At 63.6% G+C, this 18,947-nt stretch carries 18 protein-coding genes, 1 pseudogene and 1 riboswitch; of the genes and pseudogenes, 4 read left to right on the top strand and 15 right to left on the bottom strand.

The genetic code is table 11. The features are described 5' to 3' along the window. Window positions 1–19: 19 nt before the first annotated feature. The 14 genes and pseudogenes from mltG to mobA form a co-directional block, all read right to left on the bottom strand. Entirely contained in the window at window positions 20–1,621 is a 1,602-nt protein-coding gene (mltG, locus tag ACMDCR_RS13475) for an endolytic transglycosylase MltG (protein WP_413993013.1), read from the bottom strand. A 465-nt stretch (window positions 1,622–2,086) separates the two neighbouring features. Next, window positions 2,087–3,346 carry a beta-ketoacyl-ACP synthase II gene (gene fabF / locus ACMDCR_RS13470; RefSeq protein WP_413993012.1) on the bottom strand — a complete coding sequence of 420 codons (1,260 nt, stop codon included), beginning with the start codon at window positions 3,344–3,346 and terminating at the stop codon, window positions 2,087–2,089. Between the two features lie 155 nt (window positions 3,347–3,501). Then, complete coding sequence (locus tag ACMDCR_RS13465; RefSeq protein ID WP_068287214.1) at window positions 3,502–3,738, bottom strand: acyl carrier protein; 237 nt, start codon at window positions 3,736–3,738, stop codon at window positions 3,502–3,504. A 245-nt stretch (window positions 3,739–3,983) separates the two neighbouring features. Next, window positions 3,984–4,721 (bottom strand): 3-oxoacyl-[acyl-carrier-protein] reductase, encoded by a 738-nt coding sequence (fabG, locus tag ACMDCR_RS13460; RefSeq protein WP_413993011.1) that lies wholly within the window; start codon window positions 4,719–4,721, stop codon window positions 3,984–3,986. Between the two features lie 113 nt (window positions 4,722–4,834). Then, on the bottom strand, window positions 4,835–5,779 hold the full coding sequence (fabD, locus tag ACMDCR_RS13455) for an ACP S-malonyltransferase (RefSeq protein ID WP_413993010.1): 945 nt from the start codon (window positions 5,777–5,779) through the stop codon (window positions 4,835–4,837). 207 nt (window positions 5,780–5,986) lie between these two features. After that, a complete protein-coding gene (locus ACMDCR_RS13450; protein WP_413993009.1) occupies window positions 5,987–6,583 on the bottom strand; it encodes an NAD(P)H-dependent oxidoreductase in 597 nt (198 codons plus the stop codon). 144 nt (window positions 6,584–6,727) lie between these two features. After that, window positions 6,728–8,431 carry an adenine deaminase gene (gene ade / locus ACMDCR_RS13445; RefSeq protein ID WP_413993008.1) on the bottom strand — a complete coding sequence of 568 codons (1,704 nt, stop codon included), beginning with the start codon at window positions 8,429–8,431 and terminating at the stop codon, window positions 6,728–6,730. 110 nt (window positions 8,432–8,541) lie between these two features. Beyond that, window positions 8,542–9,171, bottom strand: a complete 630-nt coding sequence (locus ACMDCR_RS13440) for an ATP-binding cassette domain-containing protein (protein WP_413993007.1) — start codon at window positions 9,169–9,171, stop codon at window positions 8,542–8,544. After that, window positions 9,158–10,711: an ABC transporter permease subunit gene (locus ACMDCR_RS13435; protein ID WP_413993006.1), complete on the bottom strand. Its 1,554-nt coding sequence runs from the start codon at window positions 10,709–10,711 to the stop codon at window positions 9,158–9,160. Before ACMDCR_RS13435 ends, ACMDCR_RS13440 begins: the two co-directional genes overlap by 14 nt. A gap of 76 nt (window positions 10,712–10,787) precedes the next feature. Next, a complete protein-coding gene (thiB, locus tag ACMDCR_RS13430) occupies window positions 10,788–11,789 on the bottom strand; it encodes a thiamine ABC transporter substrate binding subunit (protein ID WP_413993005.1) in 1,002 nt (333 codons plus the stop codon). A gap of 66 nt (window positions 11,790–11,855) precedes the next feature. Then, a riboswitch (TPP riboswitch) is annotated at window positions 11,856–11,970 on the bottom strand. A 97-nt stretch (window positions 11,971–12,067) separates the two neighbouring features. After that, window positions 12,068–12,730 carry an HAD family hydrolase gene (locus ACMDCR_RS13425; protein ID WP_413993004.1) on the bottom strand — a complete coding sequence of 221 codons (663 nt, stop codon included), beginning with the start codon at window positions 12,728–12,730 and terminating at the stop codon, window positions 12,068–12,070. 67 nt (window positions 12,731–12,797) lie between these two features. Beyond that, window positions 12,798–13,739 carry an ABC transporter ATP-binding protein gene (locus ACMDCR_RS13420; protein WP_413993003.1) on the bottom strand — a complete coding sequence of 314 codons (942 nt, stop codon included), beginning with the start codon at window positions 13,737–13,739 and terminating at the stop codon, window positions 12,798–12,800. Between the two features lie 91 nt (window positions 13,740–13,830). Next, window positions 13,831–14,466: pseudogene (locus ACMDCR_RS13415) on the bottom strand (ABC transporter transmembrane domain-containing protein); the annotation flags it as partial. Between the two features lie 332 nt (window positions 14,467–14,798). Next, complete coding sequence (gene mobA / locus ACMDCR_RS13410; protein WP_413993002.1) at window positions 14,799–15,419, bottom strand: molybdenum cofactor guanylyltransferase MobA; 621 nt, start codon at window positions 15,417–15,419, stop codon at window positions 14,799–14,801. Window positions 15,420–15,487: 68 nt separating this feature from the next. On the opposite strand from mobA, the gene ACMDCR_RS13405 reads away from it, so the two are divergent. The 4 genes from ACMDCR_RS13405 (at window position 15,488) to ACMDCR_RS13390 (ending at window position 17,595) form a co-directional block, all read left to right on the top strand. Next, complete coding sequence (locus ACMDCR_RS13405; RefSeq protein ID WP_413993001.1) at window positions 15,488–15,757, top strand: sulfurtransferase TusA family protein; 270 nt, start codon at window positions 15,488–15,490, stop codon at window positions 15,755–15,757. Then, window positions 15,757–16,284: a molybdopterin-guanine dinucleotide biosynthesis protein B gene (gene mobB / locus ACMDCR_RS13400; RefSeq protein WP_413993610.1), complete on the top strand. Its 528-nt coding sequence runs from the start codon at window positions 15,757–15,759 to the stop codon at window positions 16,282–16,284. The genes ACMDCR_RS13405 and mobB overlap by 1 nt, the downstream gene beginning before the upstream one ends. Window positions 16,285–16,359: 75 nt before the next feature. Beyond that, a complete protein-coding gene (locus ACMDCR_RS13395) occupies window positions 16,360–17,112 on the top strand; it encodes a glucose 1-dehydrogenase (protein ID WP_413993000.1) in 753 nt (250 codons plus the stop codon). A 273-nt stretch (window positions 17,113–17,385) separates the two neighbouring features. After that, entirely contained in the window at window positions 17,386–17,595 is a 210-nt protein-coding gene (locus ACMDCR_RS13390) for a cold-shock protein (protein WP_413992999.1), read from the top strand. A 740-nt stretch (window positions 17,596–18,335) separates the two neighbouring features. Here the strand turns inward: ACMDCR_RS13390 and ACMDCR_RS13385 are convergent. Beyond that, on the bottom strand, window positions 18,336–18,809 hold the full coding sequence (locus ACMDCR_RS13385) for a hypothetical protein (RefSeq protein WP_413992998.1): 474 nt from the start codon (window positions 18,807–18,809) through the stop codon (window positions 18,336–18,338). Window positions 18,810–18,947 lie beyond the last annotated feature (138 nt).

Below are 18,947 nucleotides of genomic sequence, written 5' to 3'. Positions count from 1 at the left end.
CAAGCCGGGGCTTGCGGCCTCACTGCACGCTCTGTGGAGAGTTCAGGTCGAAGGTCTTGTCGAGCAGCGGATCATGCGGGGTATTAGCCACCGGATCGTCAAAGGCACCCTTCTTGTGCTGGGCTTGCTGGTCGGGTGTCGCGGTCGGCGTGCCCGAGGCTGCATCAGGGGCAGCCGGAGCGGGAGCATTGGCCGTGGGCGCGGGGACGGGCGCGACCGGCGGTGCGGCGGGCACAGCAGCCTCCGGGGCCGGCGCAGGAGCAGCCTCAGGTACAGCCGCGGGCGGCTGCTGGGTTGCCTGTTGCTTGCACTTCTTGTTGCCCTTCTTGCAAGGCTTGGCGGGCGCAGCCGCCGGTGCGGCGGCATTCTGGGCGGGCACGGCTGGCGGGGGCGCGGCAGGAGCGGTGGCGGCAGCCGGGCCAACCGGCGCGGGAACGGCGGCAGGCGCCGGAGCTGCGGCCGGTGCCGGCGTTGCCGGCGGATCGGCAACGGGCGCCGGCGTCGCATCGCCGCCCTGCTGCTGAAGCTGGCGCCAGCGCGCCACATTCTTATTGTGCTCGTCCAGCGTGGCGGCAAAGGCATGCCCGCCGCTGCCGTCAGCCACGAAATAGAGATCCTTGGTCGCAAGCGGAGAAGCCGCGGCCTCCATCGCCGCGCGGCCGGGATTGGCAATCGGCGACGGCGGCAGGCCGGCATTCATATAAGTGTTGAAGGGGCTCTTCCAGCTCGTATCGATCTTCTGCGTCGAGTCCAGCTTGCCCTTGCCGCCGACCATGCCGTAGATCACGGTCGGGTCGGACTGCAGGCGCATATTCTTCAGCAGGCGGTTGATGAAGACGCTGGCGACATGCGGACGCTCATCGGCCTGGCCGGTCTCCTTCTCCACAATGGAGGCGAGCGTCACCATCTCGGCGGGGCTCTTCAGCGGGAGATTGGGCGCGCGCTGCTTCCAGATCTCCTCGACCATCTGCTTCTGCTCGTCCTGCATCCGGCGCACCATGGCCGAGCGAGTGGTGCCCCGCTCATAATTATAGGTGTCAGGCAGCAGCGAGCCCTCCGGCGGTACCGGCGGTGCATCGCCGGTGAGTAGGTCGTCCTGGTTGAGCTTGTCGATGATAGCCTGGCTGGTCAGTCCTTCGGGAATGGTGAGGGAGTGCTGGATGACCTTGCCTTCCAGCATGGTCTTCATGACGTCATACATGGAGACGTTCGGCTGGAAGGCATATTCGCCCGCCCTGAGGTCCTTGCCTCGGCCAAGCAGGAGGATGCCGCTGGTAAAGGTCGTCGCCCCGCTGATGACCCCTTCGCGCTCAAGAGTGTCGGCGATCTCGTCGCGGCCACTGCCCTTGGGCACGTAAACCGTCTTGGCCGCCGTCAACGGTCCGGGACTTGTGAACTGGCGCAGGCCGAAATAGCCGCCGATAGCCAGCAGCATGAGGATGACGAAGATCGCGTTGCCGGCAACGATGAACGGATTGCGCACTGACCTCGAGCGGCTCGGCGGCTTGGCGACGGCATCGGGCTGGATCATGTTGCGTGATCCGCGCCCGCCCGGGCTGCCCCTCCCGAAGGAGCGTGAGCGTTCGTTCGGCAGCCCCGAATCGTCGCGATTGTCAACCATGAAAACCTCGTCCGCCCTAGAGCAAAACGCGTTCTAGCGAAAACGCCATTTGCTCTAACTCTTTGTTCCGACGCATCTTGCGATTTCCGTCAAATCGCAAGATGCTTGGGCATCCTCGAGCCGGCCACACAGCTGGTGGCGGCCGCCCGGATCGTCGATCGGATTTGCGGTACGCCGGAACACCAGCCTGCCTCGGCAAGGATGCTTCAAAACAGGAACACAAAATCGCCTTCCGAATCAAACGGATCGATAAGCGATTCAAACATTATGATGAACGGCATGCCTCGCGAATATGGCGAAAATGCCGGCCAGCCTCAAGACAGTAGCACTCCCGGCACACCGGAGGTGACTAAAGGCGCTTTGACGTCTTGTGGTCCAACGGAATCGCCCAGCACCAAAAAACGCGCCGAAACAGAGAGTTGAAGCAAAACAGCGTTCCCGTTCAAACGCGTTTTGCTCCGGGGGTCAGTTGACTTTGCGCAGGATGATCGAGGCATTGGTACCGCCAAATCCGAAGGAATTGGACAGGACCACGTTCACATCGCGCTTGCGCGCAGTCAGGGGCACCAGATCGATCGGCGTCTCGACCTCGGGATTTTCGAGGTTGAGCGTCGGCGGGACGATCTGGTCGCGGAGGGCCAGGATCGAGAAGATCGCCTCGATGGCGCCGGCCGCGCCGAGCAAATGCCCCGTAGCCGATTTGGTGGAGGACATCGAGGCCTTCCCAGCAGCATTGCCGAGCAGGCGCTCCACGGCGCCAAGCTCGATGGTGTCGGCCATGGTCGAGGTACCATGGGCGTTGATATAGTCGATATCGCCCACCGAGATGCCGGCTCGTTTCACCGCCATCTGCATGGAGCGATAGGCGCCATCGCCGTCCTCGGAAGGGGCGGTGATGTGATAGGCATCACCCGACAGGCCATAACCGATGACTTCGGCGTAGATCTTGGCGCCGCGAGCCTTGGCGTGCTCATACTCCTCGAGCACGACGCAGCCGGCGCCCTCGCCCATGACGAAACCATCGCGGTCACGGTCATAGGGACGCGAAGCGCGGATCGGCTCCTCGTTGAAGGAGGTCGACAAAGCGCGGCAAGCGGCAAAGCCGGCCAGCGCCAGACGACAGACCGGCGACTCCGTGCCGCCGGCCACCATGACATCGGCATCGCCGAGCCCAATCAGGCGCGAGGCATCACCGATGGCGTGCGCGCCGGTCGAGCAGGCAGTGACCACCGCATGGTTCGGACCCTTGAGGCCATGGCGGATCGAGACCTGGCCGCCGGCGAGGTTGATCAGGCGCCCAGGAATGAAGAAAGGAGAGATGCGGCTGGGGCCGCGGTCGTGCAGGGTGAGCGAAGCATCTTCGATGCCCTGCAGGCCGCCGATACCCGAGCCGATGAGTACGCCAGTCTGCTCCTGGTCCTCCTTGGATGCCGGATGCCAATTGGCGTCGTCAAGAGCCTGGGTGGCTGCCGCCATGGCGAAGACGATGAAGTCATCGACCTTGCGCTGCTCCTTCGGTTCCATCCACTGGTCCGGATTATAGGTACCGTTGGTGCCGTCGCCATGCGGAAGCAGGCCGGCGATCCGGGCCTTGAGATCGGCCGTCTCGAACCGATCGATCTTCACCACGCCGCTCTTGCCGGCGATAAGGTTGGCCCAGGATGTTTCGACATTGCCACCCGTGGGGCCGACCATGCCGAGACCAGTTACGACAACGCGCCTCATTTAACCTCCAAAGGCCGGGGAAATGGCGCTCCCCGGCTACTCACCCCCCACTGACCGCAAACTGCCCGGAACTTCGTGGCCCCGGGCTGCGAAACATTCTTGCCCCGCTTGCCCCCTGATGGTGTGCCGGGGAGACATGGTCCCCGGCTACAGGCTCAGGCGGTTGCCTTGGTCAGGAACTTCACGGCATCGCCGACCGTGAGAATCGTCTCGGCGGCGTCGTCGGGGATCTCGCAGTTGAATTCTTCTTCGAAAGCCATAACCAGCTCAACCGTATCGAGCGAGTCGGCGCCAAGATCGTCGATGAAGCTCGCATTCTCGGTGACCTTGTCCGGATCGACGCCGAGGTGCTCAACCACGATCTTCTTCACGCGGTCTGCGATATCGCTCATTTTTTGTTCCTTTGATAAACCAAGACTGCCTGACGGCTATTTTTTCCTGCCGTCGATAAGACGGTCGGTGTTTGATTGGTTCTGAGTACCGGGGCCGGTCCTTCGACCGGCCGTCCAGCTTCCCGGACAATCACATTCGCAGGAGCCATCGGAATGCCCCTTGGCGGTGATTAACACACTTCAAATGCCATTGCCAGCGGGCAGCCCTACACTGGAAACCAGCATGGGATCTTGCTGTAACCCATTCAAATCATTGCCATTCCGCCGTTAATATTCAGCGTTTGGCCGGTGGTGTAACTCGCCTCCACCGAAGCAAGGTAAACGACGGCGGCGGCAATCTCATCGACATGGCCGAGCCGGCGGACCGGGACCGTGGCAAGGATCGTTTCCATCAGCTTCTCGTTAAGCACATCCGTCATGGCCGTCTCGATGAAGCCTGGGGCGATGCAATTGACGGTGATGCCTCGCGTGGCGACTTCCTGAGCTAGCGACTTCGACATGCCGACGAGACCGGCCTTGGAAGCGGCGTAATTGGTCTGGCCCGCATTTCCGATCACGCCCGAAAGCGAAGCGATGTTGATGATGCGGCCGTTGCGGCGCTTCAACATACCCTTCACGGCCGAACGGGCGAGGCGGAAACTTGCCGTCAGGTTGACGGCGATGACGTCGTCCCAATCCTCGTCCTTCATGCGCATGATCAATCCGTCGCGCGTGAAGCCGGCATTGTTGACCAGGATGTCGACCTGGCCGAGCTTGGCCTCGACGCTGGGAACGAGCGCCTCGACCTGCTGCTTGTCGGCCAGGTTGCAGGCAAAGACATGGGCGCGTTCGCCGAGTTTGGCGGCGAGTTCCTCAAGCACAGCCTGGCGGGTGCCCGACAGCGCCACGATCGCACCCTGCTTGTGCAGGGCAATGGCAATTCCGGCGCCGATGCCGCCGGTGGCGCCGGTTACGAGTGCAATCTTGCCAGTAAGGTCGAACATTCTCTCCCCCTTTTGGGCGCCGTCTTGGCCGGGTCCGGCCGCATGCCGATCGAAGCGAGGCTTGCCCGTTCTGATATCCTGGCGCCGCAGGGCGCCTGCTTGCTGTGTTCTGTTCAGCCGAGGGTCGGGGCAAAGGCCGCGACGTCCTCGGGCGTGCCGACGCTGACCGCCTCGACGCCCGAGGCAATACGCTTGACGAGGCCGCTCAGCACCTTGCCGGAGCCGACCTCGACCAGCTTGGTGACGCCGGAGCCAGCGAGAAATTCCACGCTTTCGCGCCAGCGCACGGTGCCAGTGACCTGCTCGACCAGCCGCTTGCGGATCACTGAGGGGTCGGAGATCGGGCGTGCCAGCACATTGGCGACCAGCGGCACGGCCGGCGCCTCGATGACCACCTTGGCCAGCGCCTCGGCCATCGCATCGGCGGCAGGTTGCATCAGTGCGCAATGGAAAGGAGCGGACACGGGCAGGAGGATGGCGCGCTTGGCGCCCTTGGCCTTGGCGATCTCAAGCGCGCGCTCCACGGCGACCTTGGCGCCCGAGACGACGACCTGACCCGGCGCATTGTCGTTGGCGGCCTGGCATACGTCGCCCTGCGCAGCCTCCGCGGCAACGGCGGTCGCCTGTTCGAAATCGAGGCCGAGCAGCGCGGCCATGGCGCCGGTGCCGACTGGCGTCGCCGCCTGCATGGCCCGCCCGCGGATCCGCAGCAGGCGCGCGGTATCGGCAATCGTCAGCGCGCCGGAAGCGGCAAGCGCCGAATATTCGCCGAGCGAATGGCCGGCGACGAAGCTTGCATGTTTCCTGAGATCGAGGCCCGCCTCGTCCTGCAGCACCCGGAAGGCAGCGAGAGAAACAGCCATCAGGGCAGGCTGGGCATTTTCGGTCAAAGTGAGGTCGCTCTCCGGACCATCCCAGATCACGGAAGTCAGCCTCTGGCTCAGCGCAGCATCGATCTCATCGAAGACGGCCCGGGCCACCGGGAAGGCAGCGGCCAGTCCCTTGCCCATGCCGACAGTCTGGCTTCCCTGCCCGGGAAACGTGAAGGCGATACTCATGCAAGCACCCTGTTTGAGACGGCGCGTTGAGACAATAGGCTGCGGGCTGAGTCAAGTCCGAAGGGATGGAATGCCCACGGAATTCCACGAAGTCGCTAGGAAACGACGGTTTTCGCCAGTCGAATTGAGGCCAAACAAGGGCAGCCTGTCATTTTACGGCGAAAGACCCCCCTTTTGCGCGGCTGATCTTGCTGGGAATCTGCATCGTCAGCCCTTCAACCGGGCCATCTTCTTCTCGACCTTGGTGAGGAAGCGCCGACGCTTGGCATCAGATATCTCGTCGAGCCGATGCAGTGCGATCCACATCGTGCGGCAACGCGGAGCGCAGAGCATCTTGAGCCCCCGCAGGAGGATGCGCCGACCAGGCTCCTTCATGAACAGTTTCCACCACCACCACGGCGAGCCCAGCGTCGAGATGACGGCGAGCAGGCGGATATGCGTGAGCACGGGACCGATCGGCTTGCCGTTGTCAGGCATGGTGAAGGTCGCGTGCGGCACCCAGACGCGCTCCAGCCAGCCCTTCAGCATGGCAGGTGGCCCGTACCACCAAGTGGGATAGATGAAGATTAGCCCCTCGCACCAGCGCAGATGGGCCAGATGCTCCACCACGGGCGCCTCGTTGCTGCCCTTGTCGTGATAGCCGCGCCGCTCGTCGCCGCTCATCACCGGATCGAACGCCATGGCATAGAGATCGAGAACGCGCACGTCATGCCCGGCCTGGGCGAGCCCGCGCAAGGCTGCATCGCGCACGGCGGCGACGTAGCTTTCCGCGCAGGGATGGCAGAAGACGACGAGGAGCTTCATCGCTGGCGCGTTTTACCTTCAGATTGGATCGCCAAGAATCGCAAAATGCTTAGATGGCAAGGAGTCATGCTGGAGTACCGATTCCGATTAGTGCCATAAAAGCTTGGAAAGAGATGGTTTTCCATCTCTTCCTCAGATTTTGATTCAGGCGGTAATCAGCTCGAAGCGGTCGACATCGACCATGCCGCGATCGGTGATCTTCAGGTGTGGAATCACCGGCAGCGGCAGGAAGGCGACCTGCAGGAAGGGCTCAGCCAGGGTGACGCCGAGCGATTTCGCCGCGGCTCTAAGAGGCATCAGGCGGTCCCGCACCGCTTCGAAGGGCAGCGTGCTCATCAACCCGGCCACCGGTAGCGCCAGCTCCGCCAGCACGGCGCCGTCGCGCACCACCACGAAGCCGCCGCCAATCTCGCCGAGGCGGTTGACGGCGAGTGCCATGTCGGCGTCATCGGCGCCGACCACGCAGATATTATGCGAGTCATGCCCGACGGAGGAGGCAATTGCGCCTTGCCTCAGGCCGAAGCCCTTGACGAAGCCGCGGCCGATATTGCCATTCACGCCATGGCGCTCGACCACCGCGACCTTGACCACGTCCTGGCCGAGATCGATCCCGCGCCGGCCATCGGCATAAGGCAGGCTGAGGCGCAGATGCTGCGTGATGATCTTGCCCGGCATCACGCCCATCACGGGGCCCGTCGGCCCCGGGGCGGCTGCCTCGAAATCCGATGCCGTGACATGCCGCGCCTTCATCGAATCGAGACCGACCGGCTGCACGCGAGGGCGTCCCTCGAAGAGCCCGTCCTCTACGAGGCGGCCGGCGCTGATCACATGGCGCACGGCGCAAAGTTCGAGATCCTCGAGCAGCACGATGTCGGCCCGCCTGCCCGGCCCGATCACACCACGGTCTCGCAGCCCGAACGCCATGGCGGCGGAGATCGTCGCGGTGCGATAGGCCGCCAGCGGCTCGGCGCCGAGGCCGATGGCGGTGCGGATCATGAAGTCAAGATGTCCCTCCTCGGCGATATCGAGGGGGTTGCGGTCATCGGTGCAGAAAGCGAGATAGGGCGAATTCTTGAGCGTGATCAATTCGGCCAGGGCATGCAGATCCTTGGAGACCGAGCCCTCGCGGATCAGCAGCGTCATGCCCTTGGCGAGCTTCTCGCGCCCTTCTTCCGCCGTGGTGGTCTCATGGTCCGTGCGGATGCCGGCAGTGAGATAGGCGTTGAGATCAGTGCCGCGCAGAAGCGGGGCATGGCCGTCGATGTGGCGGTCCTGAAAGGCGATCAGCTTGGCCAGGCAGTCGGGATCGGCATTGATCACACCCGGAAAATTCATGAACTCGGCGAGGCCGATCACCTTGTCATGACCGGCAAAGGGCAGGAGGTCCTCGGCGCCGAGCCGCGCGCCGGACGTCTCCAGATGGGTGGCGGGCACGCAGCTCGACAGTTGCACACGCAGGTCGAGGGCGGTGTGGCCCGCCGATTCCAGGAAGAAGCGTATGCCATCCGCGCCGACGACGTTGGCGATCTCATGCGGGTCACAGATCGCCGTGGTTACGCCATGGCGCAGCACGCAGCGATCATATTCGGCCGGCGTTACCAGCGAAGACTCGACATGGAGATGGGTGTCGATGAAGCCGGGCACCGCGATCAGTCCGCGCGCGTCGATCTCGTGCCGGCCGGTATAGCTTGCATAGGTACCGATGATACGGTCGCCGCCGATAGCGATGTCGGTCTGCGTGAGATCGCCGCTCACGAGATCGAGAAGCCGCACATTCTTGATCACGAGATCCGCCGGCTCGGCACCTCGCCCCTGGGCGATCAGTCTGGCAAGCGCGCTGGCGTCCATGCGGGCGATTCCCTCTCTACGCAAAGAAGGAAGCTTAGACCTTGGCGTGTGCAGCGCAACAGCGACCGTGATCCCGCGCGTATCCTCACAAGCGATACGCTCGGAATGACCTACACGATCCGCCCGTCCGCCACGGTCAGGATCTGATCCGCCCGTCCCTCGATATCTTCGGGCGTATGGGTGGTCATCAGCACCGTCAGCCCCTTCTCGCGCCGCAGTGTATCTATGAGGTCGATCATGCCGGCGCGCATGGCCGGGTCAAGGCCGGTGAGCGGCTCGTCCAGCAGCAGCAGCGGGCGCGTGGTCAGCATGGCGCGGGCCAGTGCGACGCGCTGGCGCTGCCCACCCGAGAGCTCGGAAGGCAGGCGCTTCTCCAGCCCAGCGAGGCCGACATGATCGAGCATGGCGGAAATGGCGCCCCTGTCGGCCGCAGACAGCCTTAGCGACGGCGACAGGGCGAGGCCGGCATTCTGCAGCGCCGTGAGATTGGGCAGGAGATTGTGATCCTGGAAGACGATAGCGACCGGCCGCTGCGAAGGTTTCACCGGCAGGAGGTCTAGCCCCTCGAAGCTGAGGCTGCCGCTCGACGGCCTCTCGAAGCCGGCAATGGCGTGGAGCAGGGTCGATTTGCCACCACCAGAAGGACCGACCATCGCCGCCATGCTGCCGCCTGGGACAGAGAGGTCGTAGACACCCGTCCAATCATCGATGACGATGGTAAGCTTGTCAGCGACGAGCATGCCGGCCTCCCAGCCTGTCGGCCACCAGAAAGAGCACCAGCACCAGCCCGGCCAGCAGGGCAGCAATGCCATCGGCCTCCTCGATGCGGTAGGAGCCGAGCTTGGCGTAGAGCAGCGAAGGCAAGGTCACCAGCCCCTCCGAACCGAACAAGGCGACCACACCGAGGTCACCAAGCGACAGCGCCATGGCGAAGGCGAAGGCCGCGGTGGCCGAGGGCGCCAGCAGCGGCCACTCGATCAGGCGCAGCCTGGTCCAGCCGGTCATGCCGAAGCTTTCGGCGAGGCGTCCATAGCGGTCCTGGGCGAGCGCCATGGGCGGATCGACAAGGCGGTGCACGAAGGGCAGCGCCATCATGGCATTGACCAGGATCAGGGCCGGCGTTGCGATCAGATCGGCCGCACCGAAAGCCCGGGCGATGACATAGAGGCCGGCAGCAAAGGCGAGAGGCGGAATTGCCAGGGCCAGCAGTGGAGCCGAGGCCATCAGCCGCGCGGTCCGGGCCCAACCGGAAGCACCGAGGGTGGCGCGAGAGCGCGAGAGCAGCAGCGCTGCACCGAGAGCGAGCGTGGCGGCTGCGATCGCGACGGCGAGGCTGGTGCCGAGGGCTCGCGGCACCTGCGGGTCCAATCCGGCCAGCAATGACCTTCCGGCCCAGATCACGGCCAGCAAGGGTGGCACGATGAGAAGAAGCGCGATGACGAGCACGGCAGCGTCCATGAGGTGGAGCGCCATCCCCCGCCGGTCCGGCCGCTCGATGCGGCGGCCCAGCGCGGCGACCTCCGGCGTCGAGACCAGCAGGGGGGCTGCGAGCACCACAAGCACCACCATCGCGCCAATCTGGAGCAGGGCGAGCACGGCCGCACGGGCGAAATCGGCGTCGGAATGGATGGCCTGGTAGATCGCCACCTCGAAGGTCGCACTGCCTGGGCCGCCGCCGAGGGTGAGCGGGATGGCGAAGCTGGTGGCGCAGGCGATGAAGATCAGGAGGCCGAGTGCCGCCATGTCGCGCCGCAGCACTGGCCAGTCGATCAGGCGGAATACGGCGCCCGAGGGCAGGCCGAGGGAAGACGCCAGGCGCCAATGCTCGCCCGGTACTGCCTCCAGCGCGGCCAGGAAGACACGGGCTGCGAAGGCGCCGTTGAAGAAAACGTGGACTAGCAGGATGCCGGTGAGACCATAGATGGCGAGGCCGGGCAGGCCGATGGCGCCGAGGACGGCGTTGACGATGCCGACACGGCCGAAGATGCCCGCAAAGGCAAAGACGGCGACAATCGAAGGCAAGGCGGTGGCTACGCCGAAGAGTGCCAGCAGCAGGCGCCGCCCTGGGAAATGCCGCCGCGCCAGAGCCAGAGCCACCAGCGCGCCGAAGATCAGGGAGAACAGCGTCGAGAGCAGCGCCTGGTAGAGCGTGAAGCTGGCGATCGAGACGAGATAGGCAGCATTGCCCTGCCACGGTTCGCCGCCTGCCGCGAGAAAGAGGCTGGCGAGGGAGGCAAGGACAAGAGCAGCCAGGGCAGCGAGAAGGGAGAGACCGGACATTCAGGTTTGTGGTGTGACGCTGCAGAACGGGGGGCAACACCAGCGCACATAAGTTGACCTGCCGTACATCAACCCCTCACTTCGCCATGGCAGCCAGCCATTCGTCGATCCACGCCTTGCGGTTCTCGGCGAGCTTGGCGGGGTCCGACATCAGTGCCTTGGCGGGAACCGGCACGGCCTTGAAGCTATCAGGTAGGCCCGCGGCTGGGGTCTTGGCGGGAAACATCCAGTTGGTCTCGGGCAGCACGGCCTGGCCTTCGTTCGACAGCAGGAAGCTCAGGAACTGGCGGCCGAGATCCTGCTGCCTGGAGCTCGCTACCAGGCCCGCGACCTCCACCTGCACCTGATGCCCTTCCGGGAACATGGCGGCATGGTAGTTCGTCTTCTTCTCGACCTCGATGTGATAGGAGGGCGAGGTGGAGTAGGAAAGCACCATGTCCGCCTCACCCTTGAGGAAGAGGCCATAGGCTTCCGACCAGCCCGGCGTGACGGTGACGATGCGGGGCTTGAGCTGCTTCCAGGCGTCGGCCGCCTTGTCGCCATAGACAGCCTTCATCCAGGCGAGCAGCCCGAGGCCCGGCGTCGAGGTGCGCGGATCCTCGATCACCACTTTCGGGCCGTCCTTGTTCTCGACGAGCTCCTTCAGGCTGGCCGGCGGATTCTTCAGTTTGTCGCCATCATAGACGAAGGCGAAATAGCCCCAATCGAAGGGCACGAAGGTCTTGTCGGCCCAGGGCTCCGGCAAGGAAAGGCCATCGGTGGCCAAACCATGCGGCACGAACAGGCCCGACTTTTCCGCCTCCCCCATCAGATTGTCGTCGAGGCCGACGACGACATCCGCCTTGGTGGAAGTGCCCTCCAGCTTGAGCTTGGCGAAGAGCGCGCCGCCGTCATCGGCGGTCACGTAATTGATCGTGCAGCCACATTTGGCCTCGAAGGCGGTCTGCAACTGCTTGCCGGGGCCGTATTCGCCCGAGAAGCTTTCATAGGTGTAGACGGTGAGAGCCGGCTTATCCTGTGCGTGTGCCGCGGTGGCGAGCGCTGCCAGAGCGATGGCAGCCAGGAGTTTCTTCAGCATGAGCGTCCTCCAAATCGATAGGTGATCGAGACGGACAGCGAGAATGAAGAAAGGGCAGTGGAAGCATGCTGCTTCAAGGCTCATCCCTCCGCCGGTACGATCCGGATCAGGTTCGATGGGTTGGCCTAAAAGCACCGTGCTTCCCGCCTCTCAGCCCTTGCAGGCACCCCATGAGACAATCTGGTGTTAGCGCGTTCGCAGGGGGAGGGAAAGGCAATTCTTTGCCGGCTCGTGGGACGGGGATCGAAGGGGCGGACAAGATGTCCGCGCTCTCGCTATCAGGCGAGGCCGAGACGCTGCGCCGCGAAGGGCAGAAGGCGGGGATCCTCATAGTCGGGAATGGCGAGATCGACGCCTTCGGCCAGCATGGCGGCTTCGCTCATGCCCGTCGTCAGACCGACTACGCTGAGCCCCGCCGCCTTGCCGGCCGCGATACCCGAGCGGGAATCCTCGAAAGCGAGGCTGGTTGTGGCGCGACCTTCGAGATGTTCGAGGCCCGCCAAATAGGGATCGGGGAAGGGTTTGGGCCTCGCCACCTCGGCGCCGATGACAACGAGCGGAAAGCGCTTCACGAGGTCGAGGCCCCGAAGCTGGTGCTCGGCATTGGCCCGCGGCGCATTGGTGACAACGCCAACCGGCACGCCATTCTTGCCTAGCCAGTCGAGGAAAGCCGTCAGTCCCGTGGCCGGCTCGACCTTGACGAAGAGGCGGCGAAACATCGCTTCCTTATCGTTGATCAGCGCGAGCCCGGCTTTCTCGTCGAGGCCCTTGAGCAGGCTCTTCAGAAGCAGGCTGTTGGGCGAACCCATGACGTCGGTGCGGTAGGACTCCTCCGTGAGGTCGATGCCATGCGGCGAGAGCATGTGCTTCCACGCCTCGTAGTGCAGATGGTCGGCATTGACCAGGGTGCCATCAAGATCGAACAGGGCAACGGACTTCACGGAAACGGAGACCTTTCAAGGCGTTTTCAAGAAAAAGCCAATAGGCTTGTTCAATGAAGAAAATACGTCAAAGCAATAAGTTAGAGCGCATTGCGGCTAGTGACACCGAGATTTGCTCTACACCGGCGAGTTCGAGCTCTTCGCGGAACTGCACGGCGTGGAGATAGGCATAGCGCCCGCCGCGGGCGAGCAATTGCTCATGCGTGCCCTCTTCGACCACGCGGCCAGCCTCGATCACGCAGATCTTGTCGGCCTCCTGGATCGTCTGCAGGCGATGGGCGATGACGACGACGGTGCGTCCGGCGCACAGATCGTCGAGCGCATTCTGCACGGCCTGCTCGGATTCGGAATCGAGCGCCGCCGTCGCTTCGTCCAGCAGGATCATCGAGGCATCGCGCAGGATGGCGCGGGCGATGGCGATGCGGGCGCGCTGGCCGCCGGAGAGCTGCAGGCCGCGTTCGCCCACCTCGGTATCGTAGCCCCGCTCGAAGGCCTGGATGAAATCATGGGCATAGGCCGCCTTCGCCGCCGCCTCGATCGCTTCCTGCGAGGCGCCGGGATGGCCGAAGGCGATGTTCTCGCGGATGGTGCCTCCGAAGAGGTAGACGTCCTGGCCGACATAGGCCATCGCCTCGCGCAGGCTGCCGATCGAGACCTTGCCGATATCCTGGCCGTCGATGGTGATCACCCCCGATTGCGGCTCGTAGAAGCGCAGGATCAGGTTGACCACCGTCGACTTGCCGCCGCCGGACTGGCCGACCAGCGCCGTCGTCTTGCCAGCCTCGACATGGAGCGAGAGCTCGCGCAGCACCGGCTCGTCCGGCTTGTAGCCGAAGGTCACCCTGTCGAAGACCACGGTGCCGCCCTTCTTCACAAAGGCCGGCTTGGCCCGTTCGACCGCCCCCTCCCCGGCGGGCGTGTCCATGATCTCGTAGAACATGCTGACGCCCGCGATCGCGGCGTTGAGGCCGACATTGGTCTTGGCCAGCGCCTTGGACGGGGCGTACATGGCCAGGAAGGCGAACAGAAACGAGGCCAGCCCCCCCAAGCGTCAGTTCGCCATTCGTGATGCGCCAGCCACCATAGACGATCACCGCCGCCACGGCGACGCCGGCCATCGTGTCCATGATGGGATCGGCGCGGTAGGCCAGGCCGGCCATCTTGTTGGCCGCCGTCTGCGCCTCGAGGATGCCGGCTTCCATGCGCCGGCGCATGGCGTCCTCCATGCCGAAGGACTTCACCACGCGGATGCCCTGGGAGGTTTCCTGCAGGGTGCCGGTGATCTGGGTGGAGCTTTGATATTGCCGTCTCACCAGGCGCCCGACCCGGCGCGTGACATAGCGAAGCCCGAGGATCGCCGGCGGCATCACGATCATGGCGGTGAAGGCCAGCAGGGGATCGCGCACGAACATCACGACCACGAGCGAGATGACCTGCAGCACATTGGTGACCAAATCCACCAACAGGTTGGAAGCCCCGCGTGCGGAACTGGCAACAAAGCCGTTGGAGGTGACCATTTCGCTGGAATGGCGCGCCGTGAAATACGCCATGTCCTGCTGCACGACATGGTCGAACAGGCGCCTTTGGATGTTGGCGATGATGCTGTTGCCGATCCTCGCCATGATCGTATCCTTCAGGTAGCCCGATACGCCCCTGACCAGAAACACCACGATCGCCGCCACCGCCAGGCCGGCAATCGTGCGCAGGCTGACATCGCCCCCCAAGGCGCGGATCACCGGTCCGATCAGCCAGGCCAGCAGCCCCCCATCGCCGCTTCCACAGCGCCCGCCGCGATCGAGGCCGCATAGAATTTGAGATTGCGAACGCCCTCATCCCGGAACAGGCGCCGCAGCAGCGGGATCGCGTCAATGGGGATCTGCTTCGAAATATTGGTCTTGGTGGTGGAAATGACAACAACTCCCGTACTCGCGCGCGCTTCTAGCATTCACAGGGATGCAAGGCCAGTTTCTTGCAGGAAGGGCATTTCGGAGTGGCAGTCTCCGACTGCAGTTTTCCCTCCACCACGCGTGCCCGTTCCAAGAATGGTAGTCGGAGACGATCACCCCGCTCACGCCTGCGGCCAGCGCTCCAGCAGTGCCCTCGCCTGCACCATGCCGTCCGGATCGTTGACATTCATGAACGGATCGAACGGCTCGGCGGGCCATGCCACCTCGACGAAACCGTGCCGCCGAAGGAAGGTCTCGACCCGCCTTTGGTTCTCTTCGACCAGCGCGACCCTCAGGACCTGCCGCAGATGCACTGGCCAAAGCGCCGCTGTCGGGTGGCGCCTGCCGCCGGAGACGCTGACGGCGCCGCCCTTCCCCCCGACCGCCGCGCGGAGCCGGGCCACGAGATCGGCGGGGAGGAACGGCGCATCGCAAGGCACGACCACAACCTCGGCAAAGCCCACCTGCGCCGCGTGGTCGAGTCCGGCCAACACACCGGCGAGCGGTCCGGGAAAATCAGGAAGTGTATCCGCCAGGATCGGCAGGCTGAGCTTCGCCAGGCGGCTGGGATCACCATTGGCGTTGAGGAACAGCACCTGGACCTGCGGTGTCAAACGCGCGACGATGCGCTCGAGGATGGTCGCTTCGCCGAGCCGGGAAAGGCCCTTGTCGCCTCCCCCCATGCGGCTCGACAGGCCGCCGGCGAGGATGAGGCCCATGGTTGCGTCGTTGTTCGGTGTCATGTTGCCATCATGACAGGGTCACGGCGTGCAGACAAAGGTTGAACGCGGTCATCGAGACGGCTACAGCCATGGCAATGCCCGGCACCGCCCCCCCTTTTGCGTCCGATGAAGCGCTTCGCCTCGATCTGCGTGGATTGAAATGCCCGCTGCCAGTGCTGCGTGCACAGAAGGAACTCGCCAAGCTGCAGCCGGGAGCATTGCTGATCCTGGAATGCACGGACCCGATGGCCGCCATCGACCTTCCCAACATCGCCCGGGAGACCGGCGATCTCTATGAAGGCCGCATAGAGGGCGAGGGCTTCACCTCCCATCATCTGCGTAAGGCGCCGGGGCCATGATGCGTCTCATGGGCCTTTCGGGCTGGAGCGGCGCCGGAAAGACGACCCTGATCGCGGCTCTCATTCCTGAGCTGCGCCGCCGCGGCCTGACGGTCTCCACCATCAAGCACGCCCATCACGCCTTCGACGTCGATAAACCCGGCAAGGATTCCTACATCCATCGGGAGTCTGGCGCCCATGAAGTGCTGGTCTCCTCGGCCCATCGCTTCGCACTGATGCACGAGCTGCGCGGCGCGCCCGAGCCGCTGCTGGCAGAGCTGCTCAAGCGTCTCTCCCAGGTCGATCTCGTGATCGTCGAGGGCTTCAAGCGCGATCCTCATCCCAAGATCGAGATCCATCGGGTGGCCGTCGACAAGGCCTTCATCCATCCCGACGATCCCTATGTCCGCGCCATTGCCACCGACGCGCCAGGCCCCTTCCCGCTGCCGCGTTTCGATCTCGACGACATCGCCGCCATCGCCGACTGGGTGATCCAAGCGGCAGTACCGATCGACCAGGAGATCGCGGCCGCTGGGAGACGCCCCTGATACTGCTACGATCGTTATGAAGGCGATGACGGCGCGACGTCATTCACGCCATTTGATACAAGGAATTTGCAGACCATGTCGAAACGCCCCCTTCTTCTCGTCACCGGCGGAAGCCGGGGTATCGGTGCGGCCATCTGTCTGAAAGCGGCCGAAGTCGGCTATGACCTCGTCATCAACTACCGCAGCGACCATGCAGCCGCCGGGCAGGTTTCCGACGCCGTGCACAAGGCCGGCGCTCGTGCTCTGGTACTGGCAGGCGACATGGCCGATGAAGCCGACATCGCCGCCCTCTTCGCCGCGACGGACGAATTCGGGCAGCTCACCCACATGGTCAACAATGCCGGCATCACCGGGCGTTCGGGCCGGCTCACTGATGTCGATACCCAGGTTATTCGTGAGACGATCGACCTTAACGTGACCGGTGCCATCCTCGTCGCGCGCGAGGCGGCCAGACGCCTATCGACACGGCTCGGCGGCCCCGGCGGGTCCATCGTCAACATTTCCTCGGTGGCCGCCGATATCGGCTCGCCCGGCGAATATGTCTGGTATGCCGCCTCAAAGGCCGCTGTCGATGGTCTGACGATCGGCATGGCCAGGGAACTCGCCTTGGAGGGAGTGCGGGTGAACGCGGTGGCGCCTGGCATGACCGAGACCGAGATCCATGACCGCAGCACCGGCGATCCCGGACGTGTCGAGCGCATCAGGCCCTCGATCCCGATGCAGCGCATCGGCAGGCCGGAGGAGATTGCCGACGCCGTGATGTATCTGCTCTCGGATGCGGCGAGCTATGTGACGGGCTCGATCCTGCGAGTGTCGGGGGGACGTTAGCCGGGAGCGCCATGCGCGCTCTCCTAATTGACGGAGACAGATGGAGCGGCGCCGGCGAAATAACAGTGAAAGTAGGAAATGATCGAGACGATATAGCTGCGCCTTGATCTCCACTCAATTAACCTCTATGCTTATTTTCGTCGATTTTGCTGTCGAACTTTTTCTGCGCCGGAATCGCGCTGACGATCTTCCTCTTTCAACTTCGATCTCAAAATCTTGCCGGGCACTCTGCGCGGCGAGGATTCTCTTATGTTCGATTGAAAGGAAATCGTCATGAACACCGGTGTTGTAAAATTCTTCAATTCCACCAAGGGCTTTGGATTCATTCAGCCTGATCAGGGTGGAGCGGATATTTTCGTGCATGTCAGCGCGGTTGAGCGTTCTGGTCTCCGCGGCCTCGTCGAGGGGCAGAAGGTCAGCTTCGACGTCGTGCGGGATAACCGCAGCGGCAAGAATGCGGCTGAAAATCTCCGCGCTGAGTAATTATGGGGCGCTGATGGCCCTTGACCACGGATGTACTGGCACGGGCCATTGAGACGCATATCGAGAAGGTCGGGCTTGCCCGGCCTTTTTTGTTTTGGAGTGGGACCGCTATGTCACGCACGGCTGACGTTCGTTTCGTACCCAAGCTTCCCCGCATGGAGGCCAGGCACGAAGAGACCAACAAGGTCGCCCGCGCGATCCTGGATGATGAACTTTCGATCCGGGCGGCCAAGACCGAGCGCTTGCGCCAAGCACGATTGGCGCAGGAAGCGAATAGCCCAACGAAGCACTCGGCTGCGAAGGCAGCCCCGAAGCGACGGTCGCCATTGAAACGCACCCGCGCCTCATAGTTCAGCGCCTCGTTACCACGGCGAGACAAGAAATTCCCTTAACCCTATGGTTCAAAGGGAGGAAATTTCACGTCAAAATTCCCGCTCGTAGTATGATAATAAGGTAAAATCAAAGAGCTGGAAGAACGTGGGACAGTACTCTGTCCCGCGCAGTTATTTATGCTTTTCGCGCTGGCTGTCCCACGTTTTGGGAAGCCGACGGCCCCCTTCCCTACCTCACATCCAGTCGCGCCCACCGGCAACAACACTGGCTGCTGCAACCGCGGCATAGGAGCATACGGCGCGAGATGGCGCACCGAAAGTGAGTGCTGGCGCTCGGAAGCCAGCCAGACGTCAAACCGCCACAAACATCGGCTGAGTCCTGCGGCTGAATCTCTTCGCCATTGGATCTCACGCCAACTTGCTCAACACCCAATGCGCATAACTTGACGCGAGCCAGTCATAGCGCCGCGATGTCGGCCCCGTGACTTCCGGTGCAGCATCGATGGAAGCAGTGGAAGAAAACAACGGGAAGCTCTCCAGCACGGCGCCCGAGGAAGATGCAAGCGTGATCCTGCCATCCAGCGTATCGACGCTGCCGAAGCCCGCGTTGGATGCAGTAGGAAAGCTTATGTCGGTTAGCTGCACGGTCAACGTCGCGCCGCCCCTAGCGCCGGGCTCATAGCGCGAGCCGAGTTGCTGGATGAGGTTGCGCTGCACGAAGGGGGGCATGGTCTGCAGCCACAGATTGCCGCCACCGCTGACATGCACCGCCCTGATCACCGGAAGGCTGGCCACGCCGGCATGGGAGGTAGCACAGCCTGCGAGCACCAAGCTCCCGCCAAGCGTGAGAAAGGCCCTCCGTCCAATAATCTCTAAAGTCACGCCGTGCCTCCTGATTAGCTTCTTTTGATAGAACACCTCATCTCGGCAATCGAAGCACATGCGTGTGAAATAAAACCGTTGGCGAGCCTGAAGAGCGGCCCCACCAGAGGTCTGCACAGCATGACTGGGAGGGACGTC

Source organism: Labrys okinawensis, assembly GCF_047345005.1.
Classification (GTDB): Bacteria; Pseudomonadota; Alphaproteobacteria; order Rhizobiales; family Labraceae; genus Labrys; species Labrys okinawensis.
This window is presented reverse-complemented; position numbering and strand designations above follow the sequence as displayed.